This is a genomic window from Tabrizicola sp. BL-A-41-H6 (genome assembly GCF_050632395.1).
GTDB lineage: Bacteria > Pseudomonadota > Alphaproteobacteria > Rhodobacterales > Rhodobacteraceae > JAUYQR01.
In genome coordinates, this window is sequence record NZ_CP192600.1 from 3,458,613 (window position 1) to 3,476,668 (window position 18,056).

Annotated in this window: 12 protein-coding genes; 11 read left to right on the top strand and 1 reads right to left on the bottom strand. The window is 55.5% G+C overall.

Translation table 11 applies throughout. The annotated features are described in order from the left end of the window. The first annotated feature begins 18 nt into the window (after window positions 1-18). The 11 genes from ACROUL_RS17025 to ACROUL_RS17075 all read left to right on the top strand — a co-directional run bounded on the left by ACROUL_RS17025 (window position 19) and on the right by ACROUL_RS17075 (window position 15,401). Complete coding sequence (locus ACROUL_RS17025) at window positions 19-5,049, top strand: RecQ family ATP-dependent DNA helicase (protein WP_431301332.1); 5,031 nt, start codon at window positions 19-21, stop codon at window positions 5,047-5,049. 450 nt (window positions 5,050-5,499) lie between these two features. After that, on the top strand, window positions 5,500-5,763 hold the full coding sequence (locus tag ACROUL_RS17030; protein WP_431300630.1) for a hypothetical protein: 264 nt from the start codon (window positions 5,500-5,502) through the stop codon (window positions 5,761-5,763). 172 nt (window positions 5,764-5,935) lie between these two features. After that, entirely contained in the window at window positions 5,936-6,880 is a 945-nt protein-coding gene (locus ACROUL_RS17035) for a hypothetical protein (protein WP_431300631.1), read from the top strand. 25 nt (window positions 6,881-6,905) lie between these two features. Further along, a complete protein-coding gene (locus ACROUL_RS17040) occupies window positions 6,906-7,979 on the top strand; it encodes a radical SAM protein (protein ID WP_431300632.1) in 1,074 nt (357 codons plus the stop codon). Window positions 7,980-8,951: 972 nt separating this feature from the next. After that, complete coding sequence (locus ACROUL_RS17045; protein ID WP_431300633.1) at window positions 8,952-10,082, top strand: tyrosine-type recombinase/integrase; 1,131 nt, start codon at window positions 8,952-8,954, stop codon at window positions 10,080-10,082. Window positions 10,083-10,131: 49 nt separating this feature from the next. Next, window positions 10,132-10,731 carry a hypothetical protein gene (locus ACROUL_RS17050; protein ID WP_431300634.1) on the top strand — a complete coding sequence of 200 codons (600 nt, stop codon included), beginning with the start codon at window positions 10,132-10,134 and terminating at the stop codon, window positions 10,729-10,731. Between the two features lie 68 nt (window positions 10,732-10,799). Next, window positions 10,800-11,012, top strand: coding sequence for a helix-turn-helix transcriptional regulator (locus ACROUL_RS17055; protein WP_431301333.1), 213 nt, complete (start codon window positions 10,800-10,802; stop codon window positions 11,010-11,012). After that, window positions 11,005-12,777 carry an AAA family ATPase gene (locus ACROUL_RS17060; RefSeq protein ID WP_431300635.1) on the top strand — a complete coding sequence of 591 codons (1,773 nt, stop codon included), beginning with the start codon at window positions 11,005-11,007 and terminating at the stop codon, window positions 12,775-12,777. The genes ACROUL_RS17055 and ACROUL_RS17060 overlap by 8 nt, the downstream gene beginning before the upstream one ends. A 150-nt stretch (window positions 12,778-12,927) precedes the next feature. Then, on the top strand, window positions 12,928-13,302 hold the full coding sequence (locus ACROUL_RS17065; protein WP_431300636.1) for a hypothetical protein: 375 nt from the start codon (window positions 12,928-12,930) through the stop codon (window positions 13,300-13,302). Window positions 13,303-13,312: 10 nt separating this feature from the next. Next, the gene (locus ACROUL_RS17070) at window positions 13,313-13,633 is read left to right on the top strand and encodes a hypothetical protein (protein WP_431300637.1); all 321 of its coding nucleotides are present in this window, start codon (window positions 13,313-13,315) and stop codon (window positions 13,631-13,633) included. An 874-nt stretch (window positions 13,634-14,507) separates the two neighbouring features. After that, window positions 14,508-15,401 carry a hypothetical protein gene (locus ACROUL_RS17075; RefSeq protein WP_431300638.1) on the top strand — a complete coding sequence of 298 codons (894 nt, stop codon included), beginning with the start codon at window positions 14,508-14,510 and terminating at the stop codon, window positions 15,399-15,401. 398 nt (window positions 15,402-15,799) lie between these two features. Here the strand turns inward: ACROUL_RS17075 and ACROUL_RS17080 are convergent, their stop codons facing one another. Further along, entirely contained in the window at window positions 15,800-17,758 is a 1,959-nt protein-coding gene (locus ACROUL_RS17080; protein WP_431300639.1) for a DNA/RNA helicase domain-containing protein, read from the bottom strand. Between the last annotated feature and the right edge of the window lie 298 nt (window positions 17,759-18,056).

Below are 18,056 nucleotides of genomic sequence, written 5' to 3' on the forward strand. Positions count from 1 at the left end.
ACCATCGAGATCTTTGACATGGCTGCGGTGCGGTTCGGCGATGGGCCTGCGGTTGTGGCGCCCAAAGGCAACATCAAACAGGGGCTCGACCAACTCGAAAAAGCGCTTGCGAAAACCCCGCACGTACTTGGCCATAACATCCTCCGCCACGATATCGAGCACCTTCTGGCGAAGCGCCCGCGGCTGGCCGCAAAGATGGCCGCCCCGATCGATACGCTCTGGCTCAATCCTCTGGCGTTTCCGCGCAACCCCTACCACCACCTTGTGAAGCACTATCATGACGGTCGCTTGCAGGCGGGGCATGTGAACGACCCCGAGCGTGATGCACGGTTGGTCTTCGAGGTGCTAGAAAACCAGATCAAGGCGCTGACCGAGATTGAGGTACAGTCGCCAGAAGCCTTGCTGGCCTATCATTTCCTTGCAACCCGCACGGACCGCGCTGGAGGGTTCGATGCGGTCTTCAAACATATCCGCAAATCGCCCGTGCCTGATCGCGCCGAGGCGCTTTCGGCGATCAGAACGCTGCTTGAAGGCAAGGCTTGTGACGCACAGATCGGGGCGGTCCTTGAGAAGCTGTCCGACCCCAAAATGGGCTGGCCGATGGCATATGCCCTTGCCTGGATCTCAGTTTCGGGCGGGGAGTCCGTGATGCCGCCTTGGGTCCGGGCCAGCTTTCCTCAAGCCGCCCTTCTCGTGCACGAATTACGCGATACCAATTGCGGCGCTCGCGCATGCGACTGGTGCGCAAAGATGAACAACCCGAATAGCGCGCTCGAGCGGTGGTTTGGTTTTGCTGGCTACCGTCCCCAACCGGCGCACACCGACGGAAGGCCCCTGCAAGAAGTCATCGTGGCAGAAACCATGCAGCATGCGAACGTGCTTGGAATCCTGCCAACTGGCACCGGAAAGTCGGTTTGCTATCAGGTGCCGGCACTTAGCCTCTATGAGAAAACCGGGGCGCTGACGGTGGTCATATCGCCGCTAGTGGCGCTCATGGTCGACCAGGTACAGGGGATGGAGCGTGCAGGGATTTCGTCCGCCGTGACGATCAACGGCATGCTTTCGATGCCCGAACGTCAAGATGCACTTGATCGGGTGCGGATGGGCCAAGCGGCGATCTTGCTGATCTCGCCCGAGCAGTTGCGCAGCATCTCGATCCGTTCGGTGCTGGCACAACGCGAAGTGGGTCTCTGGGTCTTAGATGAGGCGCATTGCGTCTCGAAATGGGGGCACGACTTCCGACCTGACTACCGCTACATCTCTCGCTTCATTCGTGAATTCTCGGGCGACACAAAGCCCGCGCCCGTGCTTTGCCTGACGGCTACAGCCAAACCCGAGGTAGTCCGCGACATAACCGAGCATTTTCGCGAGCGTCTAAACGTCGGACTGGAGTTGTTCGACGGCGGTGCCACCCGTACAAACCTCAAGTTCTCGGTGCTGGCGACTGGCAAGGAAAGCAAACTTGGCGACATCCTGACCGCCGTTACAGAGCGACTGCCCTCGGGCGAAAAATCGGGGGCTGTGGTCTACTGTGCGACCCGCAAAGAGACAGAGCGCGTTGCCGACTTTCTGAAAAGCCAAGGGCTGGCAGCAGAACATTTCCACGCAGGCCTGACGGCCGAAGAGAAGCGGACTGTTCAAGAGCGCTTCCGCGTGGGCGATCTACGCGTGATTGCGGCCACTAACGCCTTCGGGATGGGTATCGACAAGCCCGATATCCGTCTCGTCGTCCATGCCGACATCCCAGGGTCTCTTGAGAACTACCTACAAGAAGCGGGTCGAGCCGGGCGCGACCGGGCACCTGCCGAATGTGTGCTGCTTTATCACACGGACGACGTTGAGCGGCAGTTCACCCTCACAGCGCGGTCACGCCTCGAACGCCATGAGATTGGCGCCATACTGAAGGCACTGCGCCGCATCGACGAGCACACCCGCAACAGCGGCAAGGTCGTGGCAACGCCCGGCGAGATAGTGCGCGAAGAGAAGGATCGAGAGTTTGTGCGCGACAGCGCCACGGATGACACACGCGTCAAGACTGCCGTTTCTTGGCTTGAAGAGGCGGCGCTGGTCTCACGCGAAGAAAACCGGGTGCAAGTCTTTCCGTCTTCCCTCCTGGTCCGCACACTGGAAGAGGCCAAGGCCCGGTTGAACGGGGCGGACATCACCCAGGCGCGCCGTGAGCAGCTTCTGACCATCGTCGAACATGTGATGAATACGCCCGCAGATCAGGGCATTTCGACAGATGAGCTGACTGGCATCAGCGGGCTTTCTCACCGGTCGCTGAGCAAGGCGATGGCGGATCTGGAGACCCTTGGCATAGCGCGCAATGACATTGCCATTACGGTCGCGGTTCACATTGGAATCGAGAATCAATCGAGCCAGCGCCTGGTTCGAGCAGTGCGACTGGAAAGGGCACTTATTGCGCGGATGCGCGAACTTGCTCCCGAGGCTGATATTGGCGATCGCATGCCGCTTGATCTCGCGGCGGCCTGCCAGCTCTTGCGCGGTGAAGGGCACGAAGATGCTAGCCCGCATATCCTTGACCGCCTTCTGCGCAGCATCGAGCGGGACGGGCGCGACAGCGATGGCGGGCGTGGCAACATCCGCCTGCGGAAGTTGTCGAGCAAGACACTTGAGGTGGTCTTGCAGCGATCATGGCGCGTTGTCGAGCAGACGGCTGATGTGCGCTGGATGGCAGCAGAGAAACTTCTTGAATTCCTGATAGGCAAAGCGCCAGCAGGGGCCCGCGGCAAGGACATTCAGGTCGAAACTACCATCGGCGACCTCCTGGGGGCATTGACCGGGGATGCCCTGGTCAAGTCATCTGGCGTGAAGGACATGACCAAGCTGATGGAGCGCGCGTTACTGTGGCTGCACGAGCAGCAGGTGATGACGCTTGGCAAAGGGCTGACCGTCTTTCGCTCGGCGATGACCATCTACCTGAATCCGGGACGTTCAGGCTTTGCCAAAAAGGACTTCCTGCCCCTCGAAGAGCACTATCGCGAACAGACTGTGCAGACCCATGTCATGGCGGCCTATGCCGAAAAGGGTTTGGAGCAGATCGACGAGGCTGTGCGCCTTGCCGAAGACTACTTTGCCCTCGATCAGGACAGTTTTCTGCAGCGCTGGATGCCAGGTCGCAACGTGGAAATCCGCCGCCAGACCACTGGCAAGGCCTGGAAGCAGATCGTTGATGACCTGAGCAATCCAGTCCAGCAGGAGATCGTCGCCGATGATCGCGAAGCGACCAATGTGCTGGTGTTGGCTGGGCCTGGGTCAGGCAAGACGCGGGTTCTGGTCCATCGCATCGCCTATTTGCTCAGGGTGAAACGCGAAGACCCGCAGGGAATTCTCGTGATGACTTACAACCGGCACGCAGCGGCCGAAATTCGCGCCCGCCTGCGCAAGCTGGTCGGTGAGGAGGCTGCGCGCGTCACCGTGTCTACCTGCCACGCTTTTGCGATGCGGCTGGTGGGAGCAAGCTTTGCAGGCGAGGCAACGGAACAACAGGATTTCGACGCGGTCGTGGCGGAGGCAGTGCGCCAGATCAACGGAGAAGGGCTAAGCCGATCCGAGGCTGAGGCACAACGTGAGGCGCTCATCCCGGGCTATCGTTGGATCCTGGTGGACGAGTATCAGGACGTTGGCGAGGTCGAATACGCGCTCATCGCAGCCGTGGCCGGGCGCTCTCTCGAAGATCCCGATCAGCGGCTAAGCCTCTTTGCTGTGGGCGACGACGATCAGAATATTTATGCCTTCAAAGGGTCCAAGGTCTCGTTCATTCGCCAGTTCGAAGAAGACTACCGCGCTAAGCCTAGCTTTCTGACCGAGAACTACCGCTCGACCCGCTACATCATCGACGCCGCAAACCAAGTCATCGAATCCGCTCGCGCGCGCATGAAGTCGGGGCACCCGATTACTGTGGACAAAATGCGCAGCCTTGACCCGGGCGGTGGAGCGATGGCGAGCTACGACCCGGTCGGCAAGGGCCGTGTGCAGTTCCTTGATGTGGCGAACGACGACGTTGCACAAGCGACGGCAGCGGTGGACGAGCTTGTCCGCATCTCGCGTCTTGACCCTGACTTCAGCTGGGCGCGCGCGGCAATCATTTCTCGAGACTGGCGGCGACTCGGTCCGGTGCGTGCCTATGCCGAAAAGCTGGGGCTGCCCGTCGAAATGGCCAACGAAAAGCTCCCGAGCATCTGGCGCCTTCGCGAGATGCAGCGCTTCGTATCCGGCTTGCGTAAGCGCCAAGCAGAGATGTTCACGATCCAAGGCCTTCTCGATGTACTCAATGAGCAATCGTCAAACCGCTGGATCGATCTCATTGCGGAAGGGATCGCAGAACTTGCGCGCGAACTCGGCAAAAAGACGATCCCCGTTCCCGATACAATCGAATGGCTTGCCGAATGGGCGCGGGATGTCCGTGGCGGGCAGCGTGGACTTTTGCTGCTGACCGCCCACCGCTCCAAAGGGCTCGAATTCGACCATGTGGTGATACTCAACGGAGGGTGGAAGACGCTTTCGCAAGGCGAGGATGGCGAAGCCCCTCGCCGTCTCTTCTATGTCGCCATGACCCGCGCCCGCCGCAGCCTCGCAGTGGTAACCAGCGGGGAACATGCCTTCGTGCGGGCGGACAGCGACAGTGAAGTTTTGCGCAAGGTTGAAATGCCGCGTCGGATCGATCTTCAAGAACCAGACCAGTACCAAGTGCCAGATCAGTCCTCGGTTGATCTTTCCTATGCCGGTCGGCTACCCAATACGAACCCGACACATTTCGCAATAGCCGCATCGCAGGTCGACGACCCGGTGACCCTGGAACTGCGTGAGGGAAAATGGATTATCCTAGACCGCGATCGCAGACCGCTCGGTCGTATGGCTGGAAACTGGGCACCACCCTCAGCAACCCGTTTGGTGTCAGGCAAGGTGGGCGCAATCGTGCGCTGGCGCAAGACTGACAGCGAGGAGAGCTACCAGACTTACATCAAGCAAGAGGAGTGGGAGACGGTCTTGCCGGAGCTCGTGTTCCGCAGGAGTGGGCAAAGTTGATATGGCGGCGTCCCTTGCTCGTGGTAAACTAAGCTGGAAGCAAGCAAACTTCCCCCATCGCAGGCACGGTGAAGGCCTAGGTTGGCGGACAGCGGACGTTCGCCGCAGATGCGCAGGAACCGCCCACTGAAGTCATAAGCAGACGTTCAGCAGCCCGAGCTGCCTCACCCTACCAGATCCGGCCCTAGGAATGCGTTGTAGACCTTCTCTGCCGGTGCGATGGGGACATAAATCTTTGCGGACGACGGCGAACTCCTGCTTGCGTTGGACGGAGCAAAGCCGAGTAGTCTGAAGCTCAGCAACGGGAGGTGGGCCGCCGAAGAGCAGGGTGGACGAGCAACGCGCAAACCGTAGTGATAAAAGGAACGACAAAGCGCATCCTGGAGTTTGCAGACGGCAGAGTGTTGTGCAATGCTCTCCCTGACCCATTGGAAAAAGGGAAAATATTGAATGGATTGGACAATCTTCGGCGTCGTGGTAGCGGTTTTGGCCTTAATCTCCGGTTGGTTTTGGTGGTGGAAGCCGAGTGAAGCAAAAAAGGATGAGCGTTCTTTAGGTAATGTAAGTCTTGGAAAATACTCAGAAAGTGGAAAGGTTTCCTCGGAAGTAAAAATTATAGAAAACTCTACCGGAAATGCTGGAAACATTAGGCTTGGGACCGGTGCAAAATCAAAAGACATTGAAACAAAGTTAACAGTAACAAAGTCTGACTAATATGACGAAAAAGTCATCGGTCGAGCTAGGCGCTTTCTCAAAGTCAGGAGACATTAGTGTTACCCACATCGAAAACTACGGGCTGCAGATAAGCGACGAAAAATTACAACTTCTGTTCAAGCTACTTGAAGAGAAAAGTGAAGCACGAGCCTCCCGGACAGTCGGAGGAAACATGACAAAGCTGTTCGAGGCTGCACTAGAGAACAGAGATACAAGAGCAATCTCGGAGCTAGTGTTATGCACAGACACTTCTGCTCTTGGAGCAAAAGGATGTGAGGCGGCAGTTCTACTTGGCGACGAGGAGCTGATGCGAACTTGCATTAAACAACTAACCGAGCCGGAAGCGGATTTCTGGATGGCCCGTACTGATCTGCTATCGGGCGAACACACGAGTGCGATAACGATTTCGCTTGCGGCGCTCGATAAGACCAAACCTTCAAGTCTAAGCATTTCGCTCTGTCGCGGCATAGCAAACGCATTGAGTGATCTTGGACTCTGGGAAGAAAGCATGACGATACTAAGGTCGCTCATGGACAACGATTTGGTTAGCACGAACAACGTTCTGCTGGTGAAAGTGCTGACAGACTTGTTTCGAGCTAGATGTCGGGCAAGCTTGAGTGTTCAAAGGATATCTGACAGCGTCGAAGAAATTGTTTTTGAAGAAGTTGATCAATGGCGAGAGCAAATTTTTTCATTGGAGCTAAAAAAGTGGGCACTAATCTGGCAACTTGAAGGGTCAGATCTGGCACCCCGTGCAGCCACTGACATAGATCTCAGAAGAGTGAGAAAGATCAACGACAGATTTCATAATCGATTTTCTCCTATGATAATGAGCACGATCGAGGCTTTGGGTCTTCTTTGCGCTGACCACCAAGATATCGCGCATGACAAATTGACGAAAGTAGTGAAGGAGTCCAAATCGCAACCCTACTGCTACTACCTAGCCTTCGAGGCGGTTCGTATCGCACAACGATACATTGGTGTCGAGTGCCCGCTAGTCTTGGCCAACAAGAGTCTAGTTGCACGTCAAGAAACCCAAGCTCAGAACGTTCGCAAGCTCCTTGCAGAGTCTTCGACGATGGGAAAAGTGTTGAAGACAATTCAGGCTATACAATAGAAAATGAACTTAAAGAAAATAGAAGATGAACTTAAAGAAAATAGAAGATGTTGGACTTGGTGACCTTCCGCCAACTATTGCTGGAGATGTGTTAACCGCATTTGATAGCGAGAATCGCAAGTTCAACAAGTTTTGGCAGATAACACTCAAAGTCACCGACGCTTGTGCACTTCGTTGCAGCTATTGTACGCAGTACGTTAAGAGCGGCGCAGTAGAGCTAACTCCGCGCTTTCTAAATGGCCTGGTTGATCTATTAAAGACCAGATCAATTGCGCAAGGCTACCTGTTGACCGGGGGTGAGCCTCTGCATCACCGAAATTTTGAAGCTATTTTGCGCCCATTTTCAGAAAGTTCCGCCGTATTCGACGTGAATACTTCTTTGGCCTCCAGCCGGAGAAAAGTACAGTGTTTGCTTAATGCTTTGCCTCGGACGATCAGATACTCGATTCACTCAATGGACGCTGAAGAAAGTAGGAACTTCAACGGAACGGAATCTTGGGAAACCGTCATATCAAATGCCAGAATGATTGCTGATAGTTCCTTAAGACCTCCTAGAGTGGAGATAAATACGCACGTTTCGAATACGAACTTCCGGTCAACCGTTCAGCGTCTCGAATGGATTTCGGAGGTGCTAATGCCCGACGACATAAATATCTTTCCTGTATATGATCTGAAAGAGATGCAGCTGGACAAGCGGCATGCGGAAGAATTCTACTCATCGGTACTGCCTGCAATTATCGATCTTGCGGAGAATAGGAAGTTTGCGGGCCTAAAGACGCGCGCACTTCGCTTGCTCGGCGACCCAAGTCGATATGGAAAAGAGGGCCCAAAGTATGTGAACCATTCAAGCAATTGTCACGCTGGTCGCTCCATCCTTTATATTGACAACTTCCAGGATGTGTATGCGTGTGTTTCACAACAAATTCACAGAAAGAGTGATGGCGCGCTTCACTTGGGCCATATCAACGAGCCCAATGATCTCATCGACATTGTCGATGGGCAAGACCCAGGTGGATTTGATCCCAACGGAAATGCTGTTTGTTCAAGGTACTGTCCTTTGTTCTTCTCTATGGTGAATAATTTTGTCCGATCACTTTGATAGGTGTGTTCTCTTCTTGACGGAGCAATTGCTCGTTCACAATACTAGCGTACCAAATCCGTTCAAGATCGTATTCGTTCACTCATTAGGTGGACTCCCTGAGTATTGTAGCCCTGTTACTTTTTCTCCGTTGCCACCTAGCGGCGCAACAGTTGAAAAGGGTTTTCACAGCAGCCTCACAGCTGCGTACAATAATAATGATTCTGTACACGACGGGGCCGTGGGCTTCGAATACTCTGAAAAAGGAGAGTATCTGAGACTGTATGCATGGGGCATTCGCCTCTTCCCCCCAGACTTGAGCACCGAGCGCCACTCAAACAGGGGCATGGCGTTCAACAGTGCTTTGCACTTTTCTGCCGTCCCAAGAGTGTTACGAGTGATTTTGTTTAAGGGCCGACAAGTTGAACAGTTTTCCGATGGTAGTTTGCGCCAAAGCTAGATTGTGAGAGCTTTGGCCATGTTCAGATTTTGCAAAGTCTCGGAGATTCTGTAAAGTTGGTGCTTTTTTGCCCAGAGAGTTTGCGGCTTAATCGCTTTGTGTCCGTCCATTGAGCCCGCCCTGCTGGTTGGTGGCAGGTGTTGTTTCGTTGCTTGGGCAGTGTAGTGCAGGGGTATCTGGCGTAGTTTACCGGCTCATCAGACCGCTCGCGTAGCGGGTGTCCGCAATGAGGTTTGCGAGCGCGTTACGTTCGTCTTGGACTGGTTGGCCGCCTAGGGAGAAATGGTCGATCACAGTGGGCCCGTGGGCGGCTCTCCGCGACCGCAGCTCCCGACAGTACCATTGACACATTGCGCATTATCAGACGAATCACGTCAGGAAGGGAGTCGGGCGTACCCTCCCGGCCTTGTGCCACAAATCGCCCCATACCGCCACATATCGCCACATGGGTAACGGTGACAAGCGTCTGAAAATCTGAGATATTTCTGTCTTGAGCCCGTGAGTTCGGGTGATGGACAGATTATATATCTCGTATGAAACAGAAACTCACATCACGCTACATCGAGACCGTGAAGGCACCCGGCCCGAAGCGGCTCGAAGTGTACGACCAACTGCTTCCGGGATTCGGTGTTCGCGTGTCGACGACCGGCAGGAAGACCTGGTTCTGCTCTGCGCGAACCAACGGCCGCACTCAGCGCGTCAAGATCGGAACCTATCCCGCGGTTGGTTTGGCCGATGCGAGAGAACGTGCCCAGTCCATTTTGCACGACGCTCAGCTCGGCATCACCCCTCCCGAGAAATGTGAGACACTGGGCGAGACCATCCCGATGTTCATTGCGATCTACGCCAAGCCACGCAACAAAGGGTGGCTTGAGCAACAACGCCTGCTGACGCAGAAGTGGGTGCCACTATTCAAATCTCCGCTCGATGAGATCAGTCGCCCTGACGTCGTTCGCGTTCTTGATGCGATCGTTGCCAGCGGTACACCCGGGCGCGCCAACCACGCGTTGTCCGCCCTCAAGAAGCTAATGAATTGGGCACTCGATCGTGGGATGATTGAGGTTAACCCTATCGCTGGCCTGAAACCACCGACCAAACCGCGTGCCCGTGATCGTGTTCTGACCGACGGGGAGCTTGCCCGCCTGATGGATGCCGCGAAGCGTGAAGGATATCCGTTCGGGACGATCGCACAGGTGTTGCTGTTAACTGCACAGCGCCGCGGCGAAGTCTCGGGCATGAAATGGTCATCGATCGACTTTGAGACCGGAGTGTGGACGATCCCGCGCGAAAACGCCAAGAATGGCCTCGCGCACGACGTACCGCTCTCAGTGTCCGTTCTCGACCTCCTACGCAGCGTTCCCCGCTTTGTCGGGTCCGACTACGTGTTCACGACGACGGGCAAGACCCCCGTGTCGGGCTATGGCCGCGCCAAAGACCGGTTGGATGATGCCGTTGGAACCGAGGGCTGGTGGTACCATGACCTGCGCCGCACGGCCGCATCAGGCATGGCGCGCATTGGCGTGTCACCACACGTTATCGAGAAAGTTCTCAACCACAAGTCGGGTATCATCTCGGGTGTAGCGGCGATCTACAACCGGTACTCTTACAGCCTGGAAAAGAAATCTGCGCTGGAGCAATGGGGCGAATACATTGCCAAACTATAGCCGCTCTTGAGATACATACTGAGGCATCCAGGCCGAAAAGTGCATTCTGATGACAAGCGAAAAATTACCACCAGCGATGATCACTTTACGAGATGCCGGAAGGCTGATGGCGTCCGTGCTTCTCGATGGAGATGTTCCTCAAAACTTGTTCGATGGCAATCATGAGCGAGAGTGCTCAGAAATCCGGAAGGTCCTAATGGACGCCTTTAAGAGCGAGTACGTAGGGTTTTTCCTCGATCAAGATGGCGATGATGCTCACCGGCCGAATCCGGAGGATCTCAAACATTTTGCAAGCGGGATCAGCGCGTCCTTTGACAAAATGACTTTGGGGGCAACCCCTGGCGAAGTCTGGAACGTTGAGGTCAACCGATACGATCTTCTCGCGTTTATCCAAATGCAACTCAGGGAAAGGCAGCCGAGATCGGTACGGGAGCTTGATGCGGAGTGCTTGGCATGGTTGGTCGATCAGATGCAGCGAGGTGTTGATCAGCGGAAGCCTTATTTCAAATCGAATGCAGCTCGCAGGTTTGGCACAGCACACAAGCGCTTCGAAGAGGCTTGGAAGAAGGCGATCGGAGTAACAGGCAAGGTCCACTACAGCAGACCTGGCCGCCCGAAGAATCCTCAAGAAAATCGAAGCATAACCTAATTTTTTCACTCTTTTTCCGAGCGTGCATGCTGTGCGTACCTGTCCTCACCAACAACGATGAGGACGAAATGCAAGAAATTCTAACCGACTACGAGGGCCTACGCCAGATCGGCATCACGTTCTCTCGTGAGCAACTGCGGCGCCTCGAGCTGACCGGAAAGTTCCCGCTCCGATACCAGCTTGGTGCAAAACGCCGAGCCTGGCGATTGTCCGAAATCGAAGCTTGGATCGCCTCACGGCCGACGGGCCCTTCGCCGCGTGATGGGGACAGCGATGCGTGATATCAGCAAGCGAACCTTCACAATTACTAATTCTATGTTGTCCGGCGACAAAAAGGTTGTCGGCCAGGAATACATCCGGCGGGGAGCCAAGGTCCTGCTACTTCATGGAATTGATGAGGCTGGGAGTTGCCGATGCGGGGGGAAGTGTAAGTCTCCCGGAAAGCATCCAATCAGCGAACTGTTTCCGCATGGACACAAGAGTGCAACGAAGGACCAAATTACCTTTAATTCGGCGCTGCGCAAACATCCTGACGCAAATCTAGCGATCGTTTTGCCTGAGAATCTTGTGGTGCTTGACTGCGATACGGCCGAAGCGGTGGATGCGCTGAAGGCGCTTGGGATGCCCCTGACCGCCAGCGTCAAGACTTCGCGAGGAATGCACTTCTACGTTCGAACAAGTACTCCAGATATTTTCAATGCGCTCAAAATTCCGAACTTGGACGTCAAAACTTCGAATGGCTATGTGGTCGCCCCGCCAAGTCGCCATGCAAGCGGCGCTATCTACCAGTTCAATCAAGGTGAGACGAAGATTGCCTCATGGACGGCCCCCTCAAGCCGGACGACGACGAAGAAGGCGACGCTACTACCAACAAAGGGAATCCCCGAAGGGTCTCGAAACCAACGACTTACCAGTGTGGGTGGGTTCCTACGAGCGCAGGGCTTTGCTGAAGCGACAATCGCTTCGGCGTTGCTGGCCGTAAATGAAAGCGAATGCCGCCCCGTGTTACCAGAAAGCGAGGTCCGACGCATAGCTCAGAGCGTAGCCGGCTATGACGTGGACCCGGATGACTACTTCAAGGCGCTCGATGACGTTAAAGTTGAAGAGATTGAGTGGCTGCTGAAGCCGTACATAGTGCGAGGCGCGATGACGATCCTCGATGGTGACCCGGGTCTTGGTAAGTCAACGTTCACGACCGGCCTGGCGGCGGCAATCACACTAGGTAGGTCCCTGCCCTTCGCAGAAATTATGAAGCCTGGTCGGGTCCTCTTCATGTCGGCCGAGGATGACCCGGGCCGCGTCTTGAAACCAAGGTTGCTGGAAAACAGTGCCGACATCTCTCGAATTCGAATTCAGAGCGAACACTTTACGCTCGATCAGCTTGGCGTCTCACGACTTCGAGAGGAGTTGGACGGAAATCCAGTCGATCTGGTTGTGATAGACCCCTTGATGGCCTTTATGGAGATCGGTCTGAACTCAAACAGCACCAACGATGCTATGCACTTCATGATGGACCTGGACAAAGTCGCTCGGGATTACAACTGCGCAATCCTCGTAGTCCGCCATTTGCGAAAATCTGGCGGCGACAATCCAATGGCACGCGGACTAGGATCGATCTCTATCAACGCAAGGGTGCGATCAGCTCTGGTCCTAGCCCGCCACCCGGATGACCGCGAACTTCGCGCCGTGGCACACTACAAATCCAGCTATGCGAAAGAAGGACCAACGGTGCTCTTCGAGCTGAAGGCATCAACGTCTGGCTTTCCAAAGATATCTTGGAAGGGCACGGACGACAGTCTTACTGGCGAACATCTACTGCGGGAGCCTGATCGAGCAGACCGAGGACGCCCGCCAAACGAACTGGAACACGCCAAGGTATTTCTGCACGAAATACTTCGGTCCGGCCCGCGTGAGAAAACTGAGATCATGCTGGCGGCTGATGCAAAGGGCATCACTGAGGCCACCTTGCGACGTGCACGCGAAGACATCGGCGTTGTCTTCGCAAAGCGAGGCAAGCAATCGTGGTGGGAGATACCGATCCGATAGGTGCTCACAATATCATGTACATATGAATTGTGCACACATGGCATTTCCCGGCGCGTCCCTGGCCTGACGGTTTAGATTCTCCTGGTATTGGCATATCATTCCCAGGAAGGCCTAAGCGTTTACTAAGCCAGGGACACGCAGGACATGGCTATGACGCAGCACCTACCCACGGACGAACTCCGGCATATGGTCGAGGTGCTAGTGGCGGGCGGAACCCCCAATAGGACAATCGCGAAGGCGCTCGACATCGGGATGAACACGCTTCGCCGCCACTACAGCAATGAGCTGGATCACGGCCTTGCGACGGCAAACGCAAAGGTGGTGCGGAGGCTATTTCGCCTAATCGAGCAGGGTTCAACCCCAGCCACAATCTTTTGGCTTAAGGCCCGCGCTGGCTGGAAAGAGGGACAAGTGGTCGAGGTCGCGCAGAAGGCAGAACCGGCCTATAACTTCTCTGCCCTGACCGACGCTGAGAGGGTTGAACTAAGGGCTAAGCTTGAGGCTGTTATGGGTCGAACGCACTGAGGAGAATACCATGGGTCGCTATGACGAAATGCTGATGTGTCATGTTTATCGGACTGCCTACGATCCCGTGGCAGGTGTGGGCATTGTACATATTGGCGCCGCCGAATGCGCGGACATGAGCGGCTGCATCCACCACTTCCAGCCCGACCGCCCGAACATAAAGCAGATCGATGTTATAGCCGGCGGTTTCCCTGTCACTAAATACGTTCTGGCCTACGACCGATGGGTCGCTACGTATATCCCGCCACCGCCCCGTCCGGCTCGCGAAAGGCGTCAGCCAGCGGTCGTTGCCGCCCATACCGACCGTGACGGGAATGTGACTCCTGACTAGCGCCTCATGCAAGCAAGCGCCCAGGAAACTGCGAATGGCGTTTCTCACCCCCCCGTTGCCGATAGGTTTCGCTCCAGAGGCCCTAGGATTGCCGTATGCACGCCCCGAAGGGATTTCCCGCAACGATACCAGGGCGCCGGAGAAGCGCCTGTAGGGCCGCTCCAGCAACAGTAGCACGCTGTGATGTGACGGTTTAGCGTTCCGGCAGCAGATACTGAACTGCAGAGAGTCGTTGGAAACGATGCCGCGCGGCCAGGCCGCCATCAGCCGTGCACGTGCAGTCCGAGTCGCCTGTGGCGCCGAATGAACACATCGACCAACCGACACGCGGATTTCGTATGGCTCTGCCGCAACCCAAGGTTGACCTAAACACTGAGTCCGACCAAGAAGTTGTCGTCCGAATAGAACAGCATACGCAATACTCTGGGTTCCGTATGGGTGACGGCTTTCAAGATTGGGATAGCTGCCCCCTTCGCATGTCATCTACGGATGTCAGCAGTAACTCCAAAAAGTCCAGTCGATTGACCTTTGCACCTTGCCGCTTGGCGAGGCGAGAAAGCTCTCCACTGCATTTCTGATACCGCTACGGCGCCAGGCGACCCCGTCTTGTCGGCTTTGAGTACCTCAACTCGACATGACAGAAGTTGGCTTGAGGTGTCTCGCTACTTCGAGGCCAGCTTTCGAGCGGCTACCCTGCTGCATCATAAATGATCAAGACGGTGCTCTTACAGATCTTCTAAGTACCGCCATTTGATCCGGCCTGAATGCAATTATCTTGGCGTAAACCTGAGCCTGACGATAGTCTGTATCGAGGGTCGCAAGCGCTGGAAAAAAGGCACGACCGGCAGTACGTCGAACTATAGGAGCGAAGTCTTTGATGCGATTTGACATCCGCCTGGGCAATGGTCTCATCGTGCCGATGGTGTCCACTTTTCAGGATGCCGGCGAAAAACTGCAAGAATCGATTAATGAGGATCAAAATGGAAGCGTCTTTGGCAACGTTTGGAATTTGGCAACGGCGTTTGTGCTCGCTGGTATTGATTGGCCCGGTTGGATCTCTTGGCACGCGGCACTTCGAAAGAAATACATCGGACGACTGATCGGTCAGCCACAATATCGCGATGCAATCTGGAGCTCAGAAGCTGAGCGTAAGAAAATTATGTGGGATCGATTCAACACATCTATGTCTTTAGCGCGCACTGGCTATCTTCCTGAAGGCGTTTATCATCCGCAATTTCTTGAGGGTACGCCTGCGAAACCGAGTTTGCTTAGGAAAGCCGCTGCCAGTTCGGACCTTTCGAACGAGGCTCTTACGGAGTGGTTTCTATGCTCCTATGCTAGTCAGCAAGTCAGCAGAGGAGCGAACCCAAGCTTTGGATCAAGCTCGTGGCAGTTGCTGCGTCGTTCTGGGCTCATTCTAAGCGGTCAAGACGTACCCATTCAGGCAATACTTCGTGATATGTCGATGTCAGAATTGCGTCGGACCCAAGAGGTGCTTGGGATGCGAGCTGAAAGAAGTCTCGCCATGAGTGCTGCGCGCATTCTCGAGCTTGCGTTGGACAAGGAAAGGGCGGTGCGTAACGCGATAGCTCGCGCAACTAGTTGCCGGAAATTCTCAATGATCCAACCCCCGGCAGGAGTGCCGTGGGACGATTTCCAAAGCTGGCGGCAGCAAATCAAAGGCATGGCGAGAACAATTACTGATCTATTTTCGGGTGTTCTGCGCCCGTTTTCCATGGACGGCACGCACTTAACTTCTCTTTCTTGACTTTGTGGGGTCGGTCGAATCGCCTTGCGAAACCATGATTACGGTGCTTGCCAGAGCGCAACTGAGAAGAGGACGGTAAGCGTTTATTAGGAAATGCTGCGCCTCCAAATTCTAACCACTAGCCACCTTGATCCTCGATCGCCAACTGCCGGGTGCAATGGTTCATCCACCGGCAACAAGATGCTCAACATCAAATCTTAAATGGCGAATTCCGCGAATAGTGCGGTTGTTGAGTGGTGGTCGGACGGGTCACCCCATCCGAGCAACTCCATGACGCATGCCTCCCCAAAACATTCGAGGCGATACTTAGGATTGTAAATGCAGCCCTATACGGGTGGTAGCTGCGCGACCTGATGCCAGCATGTAGTTTTTTTTGTTGGGACTGCCTCACGGGGCCGCTACAGATCCACGCGTCCACTTTCGCGTAAAGTTCTGTAAACGCCTTCGAAATCGTCTGGCATTCTCGATGGATCATCAATGTCGCCGTCCGGAACGTAAATTGCCGTGCCTGCCCGAGCACGGGTTAGAAGCACACGATAGGCATTCAGACGAAACTGCTGCGCATCGATGTTCTGCAGAAACTGCCACCTGGGCGCTCGCATTTTGCGAGGCATCCATCCTTTATCGCCCCAGATCAGGTCATTTCCCCACGCGAGGCCCGCATAGTCGACCTCGAGACCCTGGCAGACAAACTCGGACAATGGTACCTCAAGGGCATTCGACGATCGAAAATCGCCGGCTGGCCGCAAGAACCAATGTACGACCTGCTCCAGTTCGTTTGATCGAGGCGATGGCGGGATGCCTTCCGCAATCAACCGCGTCGCACCTGAACTCGCGAGCAAACCCACACGGTGACCGCCACGTCGGCGCGCTTCGAGCCAGCTCTTCATCCTGGGCAGACTGCGCGTGATATAGGCAGGGGGAGCGTCCATGCGATGGGCGATCGCCGCAGCGGAGGCTGCGTCACTGGCCAAGAGCGATGCGACCCATTCGCCGTGAAGACTGTTTCGATGCGCGCGCAGATTGGTCCTCAAATGCAGATCGGACTCAACGATCACTTCCAACGCTTCAGCGCCGTCCAAAAGGCCGCTCAAACCACCTTGGCCGCGCAGCACCTGCTCCGACACATGCGCCGTCCAGTCCGGCACTTTCAGAAGTGCTTCGCCCCAAAGCCGCAGTCCGCCTTCACCACGATTGATCTCCTGTCCCGGTCCCACGAGGCAAACCAAACAGGCCCAATCCAGGCGACCCAAGATTTCTAGAAAGAGCTCTGCCTCTGACCTTTCGCGACCTAGCAGCTTAAGGCCAGTCTCGGCGTCCCAGGCGCGCTGTGCTTCATCGAAGACGATGACGTGCTCGGGTGGGCGCGAAGCTGGACCGTCGTGGTCCTTCAAATATCCCAGCAGTGTCCGCAGGGCCTGTTGGGCCTGACGCTTCGCCTCAGGGGCTTTTATCCCAAGCCGATCACGCGCGTCTTCAGATATTGCGGACTGAAGTACCTGCACCAAAGGTCGGTTTCCACTTAGAAGAGCAGAGGGCTCGCCTGCAACACGCCCAGCCAATCCCGAAAGCACCAATTCCAGACCAAGTAAGGTCTTTCCCGAACCTGGCTCGCCAGTCACAAAACACACGACCTTTGATCTTTCCGTTCGGGCGTTTTCGGCGATCTCCTGTAGTCTCGATGATGTCCGCTCCAGCGCCTCTGCGGGCGCGTCAGCACGACCCACCTCCTTGACCCCATGTCCAGCATAAAGGGCTCGAGCGGCTGTCACGATATCAGGCGTCGGGCTGTATGATGAGGCATCGAAGTCCCGCCAATTAAGTTGAGTACCGCTCGCGATACTAGACACAGACCGCAGCACATCGCCGAGTTGTGCAGCGTTGACCGGCATACAGGCGCTCACATGGTCCACAAATGTCAAGCTGACGTCATACTGAGCGTCCGGAGCGCGTTCAGCGCACAAGATTGGCACAATTCTGAGTGACTTTGACCCAGAGTGGAAATCCCGCAAGCACAGTGCATAGTCGACGGCCTGATCGATGTCCGCGGAGCCGAAGCGTGACGAGCCGATCTTGAACTCAATCAACACAACCATGCTATCGATGAGAATGATGGTATCGATCCGCCGACCCAGGCGCAGCAACGGCAGTTCGAGCATGATGCCCCACTGGCCACTGTCGAGGGTCCTAAGCGAATTCTTGAGTAGGTCGACCTGGACGCGCCAAGCGCGAATTTGATTGCCATCATCGCCGCTGTGTTCAGTGCCCACACGAGTCGCCAAGCGACCAACAATTTCCTCCGTACCGGTGCGAAGAAACTCAGATACGCTTGATGCGAAATACGATTTCGTTGCCATGCTGAGTTGCTACCGCGTTTTCTAGGTGTCGACCATACGACATCTATTTCAGGCCCAACGAGAGCGGACCGAGCGGATCTTGGCGGTCTGTCGATGCCAGCATCCAAGATTCCTTTGTCCATCTCCCTGACGATAGGCTTCGTGTCTCCCCAACCTCGCCAACCTCTGATTTGATCTACAATACGGGCGGACGGCTGCCGTTAGCACGCGGAGCATGGCATCAGGTCAGCACCACCAAAGCCGTCTTTGAGAAAATGGTCCCGCGCCCGGCAATACTGCAAAAATACTGGCGCTAGCC